The 14,523-nt window shown below is 60.2% G+C and carries 5 protein-coding genes; 4 read left to right on the top strand and 1 reads right to left on the bottom strand.

From position 1 onward, the window contains the following. Positions 1-52: 52 nt before the first annotated feature. Positions 53-2,188, bottom strand: coding sequence for a TonB-dependent siderophore receptor (locus GNF76_RS19155; protein ID WP_155584691.1), 2,136 nt, complete (start codon positions 2,186-2,188; stop codon positions 53-55). Positions 2,189-2,686: 498 nt separating this feature from the next. On the opposite strand from GNF76_RS19155, the gene GNF76_RS19150 reads away from it, so the two are divergent. Genes GNF76_RS19150 through GNF76_RS19135 form a run of 4 tightly spaced genes read left to right on the top strand, consistent with a single transcriptional unit; the run spans position 2,687 to position 14,478 of the window. Beyond that, positions 2,687-11,446, top strand: a complete 8,760-nt coding sequence (locus tag GNF76_RS19150; RefSeq protein WP_178123407.1) for a Tc toxin subunit A-related protein — start codon at positions 2,687-2,689, stop codon at positions 11,444-11,446. A gap of 37 nt (positions 11,447-11,483) precedes the next feature. Next, positions 11,484-13,322 carry a hypothetical protein gene (locus GNF76_RS19145; RefSeq protein WP_155584689.1) on the top strand — a complete coding sequence of 613 codons (1,839 nt, stop codon included), beginning with the start codon at positions 11,484-11,486 and terminating at the stop codon, positions 13,320-13,322. Then, a complete protein-coding gene (locus GNF76_RS19140) occupies positions 13,319-13,849 on the top strand; it encodes a hypothetical protein (RefSeq protein ID WP_155584688.1) in 531 nt (176 codons plus the stop codon). Before GNF76_RS19145 ends, GNF76_RS19140 begins: the two co-directional genes overlap by 4 nt. Before the next feature lie 20 nt (positions 13,850-13,869). Further along, complete coding sequence (locus GNF76_RS19135) at positions 13,870-14,478, top strand: hypothetical protein (protein ID WP_155584687.1); 609 nt, start codon at positions 13,870-13,872, stop codon at positions 14,476-14,478. The last annotated feature ends 45 nt before the right edge of the window (positions 14,479-14,523 follow it).

The raw sequence follows: 14,523 nt of genomic DNA, 5'->3' as shown, positions 1-14,523 counted from the left end.
CTAAGCAGCCGTGACCGCAGCAACGGATATGCCCACCATCACCCCGCCCCCCTCAAAAATTAACCGAAGCACTCAACCGAGCCGTCAACGGCGCGCCCTGGAACAGGTAATCGTCTCCCAGGTATTCGCCGGCATCCCGCCAGTAACGCTTGTCAAACACGTTATCCACCGTCAACCGAAAAACAGTCTCATACCCATCGATCCGTGTGCTGTAACGACTGCCCACATTGAAGATCGCATAATCCCCGACCTCAACCTGCCCCGTACGATTGGCATACTTGCTGGCGCTGTACTGCACCCCACCAAGCACCGCCAACCCATCCACCCAGGGCAACGCATAGTCAGCATACAAACTGGCCCGCAGCTTCGGCACGTTGATCGCCTGATGGCCCTCATATTCCGGCGTACCACTGCCACTGACCCGAGCCCGAATCGCCGCAGCACTGGCCGCAATCTGCAAGCGCGACGTCACCCAACCGTTGGCAGACAACTCCAGCCCGGTGTTTTTCTGTTGACCCTGTTGCACGTAGGTGTAAGTGCCCGCGTCATCCGGCTTGGCGTATTGATAGGCCTGGCGTGTCTGGAACACGGCGGCGGCAAAACTGATACGGCGCCAGTCGTATTTCACCCCGGCTTCGATTTGTCGGGAGACGGTTGGGGCGAGGGTTTCGAAGCTGTTAAGGGCGAACCACGGTGCTGTGCCGCCCAAGGACAAACCCTTGCTGTAGCTGGTATACAGCGACAGATTCTCCACAGGCTTGTAGATCAGTGCCGCCTGGGGCAGGAACACGTACTGTTGGGTCTGGCGCGACTGATTGCCGTCCTTGTCGAAGGCGTGTTCGTCGAGACGTACTTCGCGGCCCCCCAGTACGGTCTGCCATTGTTCGTTGAAGCTGATGCGGTCGGTCAGGAACAGCCCGTACTGACGGCTGTCGAGACGGCGGTGGCTATCGTTAAGCTTTCCGTTATAGCGTGGGAAATTTTCCGGTTCCTGATCGATATTGCCGGTGCCGATAAACGCGTTGATCGGTTCTCGTTGGTTCACCACCCGGCGAAAGGCACTTGTACCAAATGTCAGCTCATGACCCAGTCCTGCGGTGTTGAACAACCCGGTCATTGCTGCCTGCACTTCGTCATTACGTCGAGTGTCATCGGGACTGCGGAAGTCGTAGATGCCGTAGTCACCATTCGGACTGAAGTAGTTGCCATTGCCTGCCGTATCACCGCCCCACGCAAACGAGCTGTAATCATCAATCACCACCTTGCTACGCGAGGCACTGACACTGCCTTTCCACTGATCGCTGAAGCGATACTCAAACTTGCCATTGAGGTTCAGCGAATCAATGCCCACCTGGTTGGCACCGCTCTGATGCCCCAGCAGTTTTTTCGGTGAAGCGTGATGCGGCAACTCCGTGCCCCCGAGCAACTGATACCCCGGCACCGAACGCTGTTGCTTGTTCTGATACTCAACGTCCAGTTGCAACAGCGCATCCGGGCTGATGTTCCAGTCAAAGGCCAGCGACAGGAAGTCCCGCTGGCCATTGGCGTGTTCGACATAAGAGCTGAGGTCTTCATGGGCCACGTTGGCCCGCAGTCCGAATTGCTGCTCGCTGCCAAACCAGCCACCCACGTCCGTGGCGATATAACCGCTGCCGCGATCGTCGGTGGACACCGTCACCGAACGCACATCTTCCGGGCGTTTGGTCACGTAGTTGATCACGCCGCTGGGTTCGGAAATCCCGCTTTGCAGGCCCGACAACCCCTTGAGCAATTCCACCCGCTGTTTGTTTTCCAGGGCGACGTTTTGCTCGCCGGTGATGGTGCGGCCGTTGATCTTGTAGCTGCTGGCCGCATTCAGGGAGAAGCCGCGTACCACGAAGTTTTCGTAGTAGCCGATGGGCGCATAACTTTCACCCACCGAGGCGTCGTTGCGCAGCACCTCGCTGAGCAGGCGTGCTTGCTGATCCTTGATCAGCGACTCGTTGATCACCGTGATCGAAGCGGGTGTATCCAGTAAGGCTGCTTCGTCGAAACCTCCTGCTGAAGCGGTCTCGGATTGATAGCCGCCGCGCTCCTCGCCCTGAACCTTGACCGGTGCCAGTTCGATATCGGCCGCCTGGCTGGCGCTGACGCCACTGCCCAGCAGCAGGCCGAAAGTCAGCAAGGAGGAGCGGGGACGAGTAGCCATCAAGGGTTCCGTTTATTGCTTGAAGGAAAGTCGAGCGCAGAAGGGGCGGGCGCAACGAAGGGGGCGCTACGCTATGCACAAATGGCCGTTTTTACAAGTTTTCAAATGGTATTTATCGGTCTGTTGGGGGGCGGCATCGGACCATTCTCAGTCCTTTGATGGTCGATAGCCTTTTGATCTATCAACGACGCTTTCTTTGAAAAATCTTCGGCTAGTCTCGTATCTAGACATTTTTGTCGAGGCAACCCAGGACCGATTCTTTCTCCTCAGGTTTGCCGGATGAGGAGTTGTTCCGAGGCGGGCAGGGCTTCATTTTATATCGCCGACATGTCTGCAACTATTTGAAAAAATTAAGTATTTATTGTTGCTGGCGCATGCGCCGGCAGGGGCTCCCCTTGGTTTTTTCCAGGCGGCAGCCACCCGTTTTACACCGAGATATCGACACCAGGACGACAGCTTGCCCCGGCATCGATGGCTCCCCAAAGGACAGGGACGATCATGAAGATCATCGATACCGCGCTGGATGAGTTCTACGCCAAACACCCGGATTTCGACCTCGGCACGTTTGACTTCATTGCCCAGGACAGTGCCAAGGCCCGCAAGAAAAGTCGCACCGCCAAGGTCCGCCTGTCCAAGGCTGAAAAGACCTTGCGCGCCTATCAACGGTTGTTCCGTTTGAGTGGCAGCCAAAGCGCCGCGCAGTTGCTGACGGAGCTGGGCTTTCCCAGCGCTCATCACATTGCCGCAATGCCTAAGTCTCTGTTCGTGACGCAAGTCGCCGCCCATCTGGAGGGTGACTTTGCCGAGCAACTGCATGACCGCGCCAGCCACGTCAAACACCAGGTTACCCATGTCTGGGCCAATCTGCTGGCGTCCCGGCCGCAGTCAGCGGCGACACGCTCGCGCGCCAGTACGGTGACTGAAGACACGCTGTCAGAGCTGCAAGCCTTGCCCAGTTACGCCGCGTTGTTCGGTAACCAGAACTTCTGCACCTGCGAAGACTGCAAGTCGATCTTTGGCCCAGCGGCTTATTACGTCGACATCATGCGCATCACCGATGCCTATGTGAGCAAGGTCAATATCGCGACCATTCCGGCGGCTTATCAATTGGTGGTGCGGCGTAATGATCTGTTCACCTTGCCGCTGAGTTGTGCCACCACCAACGACACTCTGGCCTATCTTTCTATCGCCAATCGGGTGCTCACCGATAAGCTGGTGGTCGAGGCCAAGCAGGCGGATATCCCTTGGTTGTTGGCGACCACCACCTACCCATTCGGCACGCCGTTCAACCCGCGCCGGACGCAAGTCGAGTTGACCCTGAACGCCATGGACCTGAGCCTGGCGGCGGTGTATGGCAGCACCAGCGATTTTCCGTCGGCAGACCCTCGTGCGCTGGCCCTGGCGGTATTGGGATTGTCCCTGGAGCAGGCGGCGTTTGTCGGTTTGCCCCTGGCCACCGACGCTCAGTTGAAAGTCGCCTGGGGCCTGCGGGCTGGCGGGACTCTGGCCAGCCTGTCGGAACTGGCCGTGTTTTCCCACCGTTCGGGGTTGCCCCGGGCGGCGGTTGTCGAACTCACGCGCCAGGGTATGAGTGCCGCCGAACTGGCGGCCGGGTTGGCCCACAACCTGTGGTTCAACCGCTCGCTGCCGGCTGGACAGTCGGTGCAGATCCAACTGGGGGACGACGCCCCTGACACCCTGACCAACCTGACGGCAGCCACCCAGGATGCGCTGAACCGCTACATCCGCCTGGCGCGCTGGAGTGGCCTGGGCTTCACCGACCTGGGGTACGGCCTGGCCAGCCTCGGTCTGAATCTGTTGGATAGCGCGACCCTTGCCGCGCTGGCCATGGCCCGTGGCGTGGTACAAGGCCTGGGATGGAGCTGGGCTCAGGCCTCGGCATTGTGGGCAACGATGCCAACCACCGGTTCGGGCGGTGCGCCTGGCACCTCTTCGCTGTTCGATCAGGTGTGGAATAACCCGGTGGTGCTGGCGGCCGATGGGCGGCCCTATCATCCCAAGGACGCGGCCAACCCGTTGTACCTGGATGATGTCGCCACCTGGGACGTGAAAGCGGGTGTCACCACGGCCGCCGGCTTTGACGTAGCGCGGTTGCGGGCCGGCTTGAACGTGGTCTCGGACGATCTGCAAGCGCTGGCGGCATTGGCGTTCCCCGATAGCAACGAGGTGCTGCTGAACGTCGCCAACCTCTCCACCCTGTATCGCCTGGCGGCCCTGGCGCGGGTCATGGGCCTGAGTGTCGACGAACTGCAAGCGACTGCCGCCTGGGTTGACGTCGATGTGACCCTGCCCATTGCGCCTCAAGCGGTCGCTCGTTGGTTGCTGGTGCCCGCGTGGCTGGAACAATGCCACCTGAGTGTGGCCCAGGTCGACGCCTACCTTGACCCGGAACTTGCCGCTTTGGCCGATGACATCAGTCACATCAGCTATCAGGCGATGCTGTCGATCTGGACCCAGGCTCAGGGCAGCCTGTTTACCGCCGTTGCCTTGACCGGTACCACCATCAGTGCCGAGCGGGCGGCCGAAATGTATGTGGCCATTCTCGGCCTGGTCGCGCCGGTGGCCGTGGAAGTGGGCGATGCCTATCGCAGCCACGTGCCCAACGCCCCGACGATGCTCCTGGCCCTGGTGCCCGCACCGGTCACTGTTGCCCAACTGGCGACCTTGGGTTTCAGCGCCGAAGAAACTCAGGTGGTGGTGCAAACCCTCAACCGTTTCCACGCCAGTCAGGGTCAGGTACTCAATAGCGGCCTGGCAACGTTGGCGGGCGTGTCGGTCGAGCTGATAGCCGCGTTGGGGGCGATGGTTTCAGCCCAGACGGGGCGCCCCGCCTGGATCACCTGCCTGCTGACCCCCAGCGCTGAAGGTGACACGGTTTGGAAGGCCAGCAGCCTGGCCTTGCAGGACATGGCTCGGTTGTTGTTGGTGTGCCAGGCACTGCCGCTGGACGCGCCCGTGGTAACAGCGATGGTCGCGACGCCTAAGGTGTTCGGCCTGACGTTAAGTACCTTGTTTACCCTCGACACCGTGCAAGCCATGGGCACGTATGTGCAAAGCCGGCAGCGTCTGGGGCTGACCGATACCAGTTACCTGGCGTACCTGTCGATGCCGGCCGACACCACGTGTACCGATGGGCAGAAGGCCGCGGCACTCTGTGTCCTCACCGGCTGGTCCCGGCAGGATTTGTGTGGCGTGCTGACGGCGCTCAAGACCACTGACCTGCTGTATGACGACACGTCGGGCCTGTTGCGCCTGGCGACGATCTTCTCCTTGCTGCAACGGGCCGGTTTCGGCGCGACGGCCTACCAGACCCTGCTGGACAGTCGCCAATGGGCGTTGAGCGGGACCGATGGTGCCCTGCACTGGAAGGCCTGGGAACAGTTGGCCAGTGCCGTCGACGGTGCGGCGGCCGCGCATTTTCGCGATGCCTGGGCCGACGTCGGCCCCGGTATCCAGGCGCAGTTGCTGGAAGCCCGGCGTGATGTGCTGGTGCCCAGCCTTCTTTGGTATTACGAGGTCAGCCAACCGCAGATCGTCAGCGTCAATGACCTGTCCGGTTACCTGTTGCTGGACGTGCAGATGGGTGGCAGCAACCAGACCTCCCAAGTGGTGCTGGCCCTGGCCTCGGTGCAGATGTACCTGAACCGGGTACGGGCCAATATCGAGCCGGGCATCGCACACCTGCCGATTCCTGAAGTGTGGTGGCAATGGCTGACGACCTACCGCATGTGGGAAGCCAATCGTCGGGTGTTCCTCTACCCGGAAAACTACCTCGACCCAACCTTGCGTTCCTCGCGCACCTCGCTGTTCCGCCAACTGGAGTCGGACCTGCTGCAAACCAACATCACCCCGCAGCGGGTGGAAGAGGTCTACCGCAACTACGTGCAGGGCCTGGAGCGCTATGCGTCATTGCAGTTCGTCGATGCCTTTCGCGGCACCATCAGCGATCCGCGCCGGGGCGAGATCGATACGCTGTACGTGTTTGCCCGCAGCGCCACTGAACCCTACGCCTATTACTGGGCCAAGCAGGAGCATGAGGCCAACTGGTCCGAGTGGACGGCTATCGACGTCACGATCAAGTCACCTTATGTGACACCGGTGTACGCCTTCGGCCGGCTGTTTGTGTTTTGGGTGGAAACCAGCGTGGTTTCCAGTACTGCTATTGAGACACCGACGACCGGCAACACCCAGTCGAGCAACAGCGTGGTGTACAAGGCGGCGATTCGCTACAGCTTCATGGATGCCAGCGGCACCTGGGTCGGGGACCAGACCCTGGCCACCGAACAAGTCATTTTTGCCGCGCCCAATAACGTCAAGCTGACATCCCAGTCGGGCTACGAGCTGTTCAACATCAACAGTCTGTTCTGGCAGAAGTGCAACGTGTTGCTGTTTGCCGGCACCGCACCTATCGGCCCGGAAAATGACGTGCGCATCGATGAAAAGATCGCCGTGTTGTATGGCCCGTTCCTCGAAAACAGCTCCAATGGCACGCCGATAGTGATTCCGGCCACGCCGCCCTTGAGCGGGCAGACCAACCCGGCGGTAGCGCAGTTCGAAATGGAGGTGTACCGCCGCAGCCGTATCGTCAACCAGGCCATCGGCTCCGGGTTCCGTGGCGTGGTCGGCCTGCGCGAACCCTTGTTGCTGAACCGCGAGTTACTCAAGGATTACCTGTTCCAGCGTACCGAGTTCCTCAACCTGGCGGACAACTACTCCACCGGTGTCCCTCCCACCGTGCAACCGTTGTACGACTATGCGATGAATCGGCTGTACGTGCGGCCGACCCTCAACCTGTTCCGCAGTAATTACTACGGCGACTGGAACAATCGCATCGAAACCGCCGTGCTGCGCCAGCAGGTGACCGCTGCCTGGATTGCCTTTATCGGACTCGACACGGCCGGGGCGCAGCAACTGATCAACGACCTGGTCAGTGCCGGTTACCTCAAGGCCGGCAGCGGCACCGGCAAATATGTCGTTCAGCCCGGCTTCAACAACAACGCCGATTTCCGCTTCCTGTTCAATGGTGATGAACGCCGCGATGTGCAGATCATCCGGCAATGGACCAAGCATTGCCTGCTGCAAGCGAGCATCGAACAGCGCGAGGTACAGACGGCGACCTTCCTGATGACGGCCCTGGATGTCGGGGCCGGTGAGCAGGCCTTGAAGGACCTGAGGGCCGCCGGTGTGCTGGACAGCGCCGACTACGTACGCCCCAGTTTCAACTCGGCCACCGACTTGTCGCAAATCCTCGACGGTGCTCCCGACCATGCCTCGGTGGAATTCGTGATCCGCGAGGAGCTGTTTGCGGCCATGGGCGACGCGGTCCTGTTTGCACGCTTGTCGAACCGCCAGTGTTCGACCTTTGTGATCAAGAATCAGCCGTCGCATTTTGTCGGTAACGTCAACAGCGAAAGCTTCCTGGTGACGCCGGACATGTCCCGCTCGCCGCCGCTCAACGAGAAGTCCCGGGCGATGGGCCTGGCCACCGCGCAGACCGTGACGGATCTGTCGTTTGTCGGCAGCCATATTTCCCCGGACGAGTCCAAGGCCGTGTTCGCGCTGCTGGTGCAGAACAAGGTGATCGACAGCAATGGCCGCTTGACCCGGCCATTCCAGAGCACGGATGACCTGAGCTATCTCTTTCCCGCGGAGCCTGCCCCCAGCAAGCAGATCAAGACGGCCCAGGTGCGGGTGGTGCTGGTGGACCTGCCGACCATGACCCTGGTGTCTTACTACGCCGAAGACGACGAAATCATCATCACCGCCCAGTCGTTCTTCCGCCTGGGGATTTCCCAAAGCCAGGCCCAGTATGTATTCGATACCCTGGTGACGCGCCGGGTGATTGGCCCGCAAGGCTATATCTCCTCACGGTATGACCCACTGCGCGACCTTGACGACTTGTTCCCCGATGAGCCCGCGCAAAAAGCCGCGCTGCTGACGGCGGACGTGGCGCTGATCCTGCGGGGTTATTACGACAACACCTGGCGCCGTGACGTCCATGACCTGTATTACCGCTTCACTCGGATGACCACCGGGGCAGTGCCCAGGTTGTCGGCGGCGTTGCAGCAGGGCGGGGTGCCCGCGTTGTTGAGTTTGCATCAACAGCAGGCACCGATCCTGGCGACAACACCGTTCAGCAGCTACGCCCCCGGCGAACGGGTGCGGCCACCGGCCTTGAGCGATGCCACCCAAGTGGATTTCGACGGCGTTTATGGCCTGTATTACTGGGAGCTGTTTTTCTTCACCCCGCGACTGATTGCCGATGCATTGTTCCAGGCCGGTGACTTCCAGGGCGCACTGGGCTGGTTGCAGTACATCTTCAACCCCAGTGAACGCCTGACCTCATTGTCGCCCGCCGACTTCCAGACCCCGGACATCTCCGCCGTCCAGGCCGGCGAAGCCTTTGTCCTGCTCAAGACCAATAAGGTGATTACCGAGCAGGATCAGGTCGCCACTGATTACACCAGCCGTACCGGCCTGGACTACCTGTTTCCCGCCGTGATCGACCCGGTGCTGCGTACCCGGATGGTCGAGCAGGTGCGCGCGGTGCTGTTCAACCATCAGACGGCCAGCCTGGCCTGCCAGTTCTGGCGCTTCCAACCGTTTCGTAATCACACCCAGCAATCGATGGTGGAGACGCTTACCAGCCCGGTGCAGATCGCCGTGTACAACAGCGATCCCTATGACCCCTATGCCATCGCCCAGTTGCGTATCGGCGCCTTTGAGCGTGCGACGTTCTGCGGTTATATCGACTTGCTGGTCGCGTGGGGCGACAGCTTCTTTCAGCGCAAGACCCGTGAATACCTCAACGCTGCGTACCTGCTGTATGCCATGGCCAGCGACCTGTTGGGGCAACGCCCGGAAAGTGTCGGCCCGTGCACGGATCAACTGCCGGTGACGTTCAACCAGGTCCTGGAACGCTACGGTGACGATCCCGACGCCATTCCGCAGTTTCTGCTGGACATGGAAAACCTGTTGGCCGTGCGCTCTGTCGCTACGGCGAATGCAACGTCGATGGCCGGCGGTGCCTTCAATGAAATCGACGCGCTGTTCTGTGTGCCGCAAAACGAAATGCTCATGGCCCGCTGGGACACGGTCGAAGACCGGCTGTACAAGATCCGCAATAACCTCGACCTGGACGGCAACACGTTGCTCCTGCCGTTGTTCGCGGCGCCCATCGATCCCATGGCACTGGTGCGGGCAGCCGCTGCCGGTGGTTCGGGTGGTGGCTTCGCCGAGCTGGCGGTGCGTGCGCCGACTGCGCAGACGTTGCGCTTTAGTACGCTGGTCAATAACGCTCGGTCGGTGGTGGGTGATTTGCAGATGCTCGGCAGTGAGCTGGAGCAAGCCTTGGCCGGGCAAAGCAGTGAAGCGCTGATGCTCCTGCAGTCGACTCACGAGCAACGGCTGATCAACGCGCAGTTGTTGTCTTTCGAGCAACGCACCCAGGCGTCCCAGGCCACTCTGGATGCAGTGCAGGCCACGCGAGCGATGACCGTGCAGCGTAAGCAGTATTACGACGGGCTGGTGAGCGACGGGATGATTGCGGCAGAAATTCTGTCGATTGCGTTGGGGATTGCCTCGCGGGTCGCCGGGTTTGTTGCCATCGGGTTCGAGACTGGTGCCGCCATTGTTGCGTTAGCACCTCAGGTGGGCTCACCGTTTGCGATGACCTACGGTGGCTTGCAACTGGAAGGCAGCTTGCACCGTACTTCGGGTATGTGGCGCCAGACGGCTGAGGTCATGGATACCGCCAAGGACCTGAGCGACACCATCGGCCAGTACCAACGTTTGAAAGCCGGATGGCAACAAGAGTCGACTCAGGCCGGTCTGGAGCTGGCGCAAATCGATCAGCAGATCCTCAATGCCCGTGCTGACCTGGCGAGCAGCAAAGCCGATTACGCCGGCTACCAGATCAACCTGCAAAACACCCAGGCACAACAAGCGTTCCTGCTGAGCAAGTTCGACAACCCTGACTATTACGCCTGGCGTGTCAGCCGTGCCACCGCCCTGTATTACCAGGCCTACCAACTGGCGCTGCAATCGGTGGATGCCGCGCAAAGTGCCTTGCAATGGGCCTTGGGCGACACCACCGCCTACCTGACGTCTGATCCGTGGGACCCGGCTCATCGAGGCTTGATGGCCGGCGCAAGCCTGAGCCTGGTGCTGGATCGCATGGACTACGTGTTCTCGCAAAAGGACGTACTGCATCAGGAGATCACCCGCCAGGTGTACCTCTCGCAACTCAGCCCGGCGCAACTGATTCGCTTGCGCGGCGAAGGGGTGGCGGACTTCTCCTTGACCGAGGCGCTGTTTGACTTCGATTTTCCCGGCCATTACTGCCGACGAATCAAAGCTGTTGGCGTGACGTTGCTGGGGGCCGAAGACGCCTTGCAAGTCAGCGTACACGCCAACATCACCCAGACCGCCAACAAGATCCTCCGCGAGCCGACCGCCAAGGGCCTGCAATACATGCTCGACGGTACGGGCAACCCGGGCGGCGATGTGTGGGTGGACTGGCGCGCGAACCAGAGCGTGTCCCTGAGTCGCACTGCTGCCGATGAAGGCGCCTTTGTCGAGTACTACATGGACGGTGAAAAACTGCAGCGCTTTGAGGGCACCGGCGCGGTGTCCAACTGGAATTACCAGTTGCCGAAGAACACCAACCAGTTTGATTTTTCGCTGATCGAAGATGTGCTGCTGACCTTGCGCTACACCGCCACCGACGGCGGCAAGACCTGGCGCGACCGGGTCGAGAAGGCTCTGGCCGGCGAGACCTACAGCACAGCCTTGATGGTCAGCCTGGTGTCCACCCAGCCCGATGCCTGGACGGCGTTTCTCGCCGACGTTGCCGACCCGCTGAGCCAGACCCTGGCCTTCGATATTCCCGCCCAGATGTTCCCGCCCAACACCAGCGGCCTGGTGGTGGAAACGGCCTATCTGGCCTTGGTGGTCGCCAGCGGCATCACGCTGCCGGCCAGTGCCAGTTTCCTGAAATTGACGGCCGGCAACCAGCCCCAGCAACCGGTGACCACCGTGGGCCTGGCCGGTCAAGTGGCTTACGCGAAAATCCCCCTGAAGCAGATCGCAGGGGTCTGGAAAGTGCTGTTTGATCTGCAAACGATGAAGTCCAACCCCGCATTGGCCGTATTGCTCGACAGCAGCGGCCATATCAACGGCGAGGCATTGCTCAACCTGTTCGTGTCGGTGCAATTCACTGCCACGGTCTTTAAATGAGCCTGTCCTGCCGTTACGACTTTGAAAGGAGATCAAGGTGACTGATCAATGCAAAGAAAACTTGGAACCGGGCCAATCCCTGTGCGCAGTGACCCATTGCGAAAGCTACCGCCAGAGTTCAACCATGGCTCGCTGGTGCAAGTGCAAAAACTGGGATGGTACGCCCATCAAGGACTGCACACCCATGGGTGGCAACTTTCCCGTAGAAACCTACAACTGCTACAACAAGACGACCAAGGAACGCAAAAATATCACCCAGGACGAGTGCCAGGCCCTGCGTGATGCCAATAAGGATTGGTCGTGGCAGGCCTGTTATTGCTGCTGTTCCTGCTTCGCTTGGGGGACACGAATTACGGTGGCTCCGAATCAGTACAAGATCGTCGAGACTATCCAGACGAATGAGCCAGTGCTGACCACCACGGTGGAGGTGGTCGATGGCAAGCCCAAGTTTAATTGGGAGTCCCGCACAGTGACCTTCTCGGATGGAATGGTGCCTGCTCCTTTTCAACCGGCGGTACTGTTGCAATACGGTGACCTGGGGGAGCTGACGGTGACCCTTGATCAACCGATGTTACTGTCCAACGGCAGTCTCAAGTCGGCGGACCGCCTGACACTTGACGATCAACTGGTGGACCGTGACGGCAATCCGGTGAAGCTGACGGCGGTGTTACTGGGCAAATACACCCTGGGCTTTCATGCCTTGAGCACCCAGGATTTTTCCAGCGAAAACTTCGTTGAACGGTATCTGGAAACCAATGGCGTGATTGCCGGTGAGCACATGGTCACCGCGATGCAGGATGATGACGCGCTAGCCAAGCGATTTGTCAAAGGCCACGGGAGTCTTCCACGCATCGGCTCTACGGCCTATGCCAAAACTCTCAAGGGCAGCTCGGGCAATGCGCAACTGAGTGCTCAGGCTCGGGAAATCGCCAACGAAGCATTCCTGACCATGGATGAACTGATCAACAGCGTGTCTGTGGTCCCTTATGGCGCTTCTCCTTATATAACTCAAAAGCAGGCTGTCGATGTGGCCGTTAACGGTACGTTTCGAAGCATGGGGGAAACTTTTTTGGTGGCAGAGTTCGGCTACCTGAAGAAACTGTTCAAGACGTTCTATCCCGATATCAACTTCTTCCTGAACTGGGAGGATGTTCACCCCAACATGTTCGCCTTCAATGCTTATGGCCAGGACACTGTCTATATCTCCGGGCAACTGTTACGCCTGAAGGATATGTATAAACAAGGGTTGGCGCTGATCATGGCCCAGGGGGTCGGGCGTTTTGTGAAGGTTTCCTATACCGACGACTCAGGTCTGACGTGCACTGGGCTTGCTGATTACTTTGGCACCAATGAGGTGCTGCAAACTGTGTTCTATGGCAGTTGGGGCGAGTGGGTGAACCCGGGGTTTATGCAGATCAAGAAGCTCTTTGCCTTGATTGAGCCAGCCAACCGAGTTGGCCATGAGATGTGTTCGACACCGTCCATACCCTGCCGTCTGGAAAGCATGGATGCTGCGATCATCGGCATGCCGCTGCCGCCTTGCGCCGGAGGGCCTGTTGCCGAGTCCCTCAAGTTGGAAAGTGCGACGTGGACCACTTACGAAGGTGCCCTAGCGGTACTGGTGAACTTCAGTCACCGCTTGAACCCGCTCAGCGCCAAGGTCCCGGCGAACTATCGGTTGACGGCTGATGAGAGCCCGTTGCCGGTAGCATTGGTGCAGATGGACAGCAACGTGCCATGGCAAGTCTGGCTGATCATAGACGAACGTTTCAAACCTGCCGGTCAAGCGATATTAGCCGTGCAGGACATTCGCTCGGACAACGGCTCAACACTGGACCCCGATGCATCCAGCGTGACCGTAGGAGGGACGCCATGACGGTGTTGTCCCTGGACACTGCACAGTCCGAAAGCCAGATGCGCGCCGAGTTTGCCCAGGTGTTGGGCTTGCCGGAGCCGGTCAGCGAGGCGGTGCTGCGGGCGGCCTTGGCGAGCGACAGCTACGCCAGGAGCCTGCTGGCCAGTCGACGTACTCCGCAGATGCTGCAGATGTTGCTGGCGTCCCCACCCAAGGGCGTGCGCCCCAAGGACCAGCACGCGACGGCCGAGCTGATCCAGCGCGGCAGCCGGTCGTTGCTGACCTGGGCCCGGACCGGCTTTTCCACCACCGATCCGGTGGAGCGCGAGCAGCGCAGCGAAGCCTGCCGGCAATGCCCTCATCGACGGGCTCCGGGAGCCAGCCTGTTACAGGCCACCCGCTCGGAACTGGGCGTCTGTGGGCTGTGCGGTTGTCCGCTGTCGCGCAAGGTCTCGATGCTGTCTGAAACCTGTCCTGGCGAGTCGCCCGATACCCCCGGCGTGAACCGCTGGGGGCATGTGATCACCCTGAGTGAACCGTTGTACTAAACAAGAGAAAAGGAGTTGTCATGATTACATCACAGCCACAATCAGGACCGTCCGTCACGGGCGGCATTGCCGGTCTGTTGAGCGGCGATATTCTCAACCAATACTACCCGGATGGCCTGCAAGCAGCGCCCGGTACTAAAAGTGCCGGCGGCGGTGGCGGCGGTGCAGGTTCGGGCGGGGGAGCGGGCGGCGGCGAGGCCAATACTCAGGCCAAGACCTGCAAGCCGACCCGTAATCCGTGCTGCAAACCACCTGGAGAAGACGCCGCTGCTCCGGGCACCAAGGACGTAGATGCCCCCGGTGGTACCCAGACCAAGACCTGCAAACCGACGCGTAATCCTTGCTGCAAGCCACCGGGAGAAGACGCCGCTGCTCCGGGTACCAAGGGCGTAGATGCCCCTGGCGGTACCCAGACCAAAACCTGCAAACCGACCCGCAACCCTTGCTGCAAGGCGAACGAGGAACTGGTGGACGACACGGCTGCTGTCCAGGGCACCACGGCCAAGACCTGCAAGCCCACTCGTAATCCGTGCTGCAAAGGTGTCGAAGATGGCGGTGATGGCGGCGTCCAGGGCACTACGACGAAGACCTGCAAACCCACCCGCAACCCATGCTGCAAGGGCGCCTGACTGAGGCGTTCACCCGTGACCACGGGGCAGCGCAACGCTGCTGCG

Source organism: Pseudomonas spelaei (genome assembly GCF_009724245.1).
GTDB lineage: Bacteria > Pseudomonadota > Gammaproteobacteria > Pseudomonadales > Pseudomonadaceae > Aquipseudomonas > Aquipseudomonas spelaei.
This window is presented reverse-complemented; position numbering and strand designations above follow the sequence as displayed.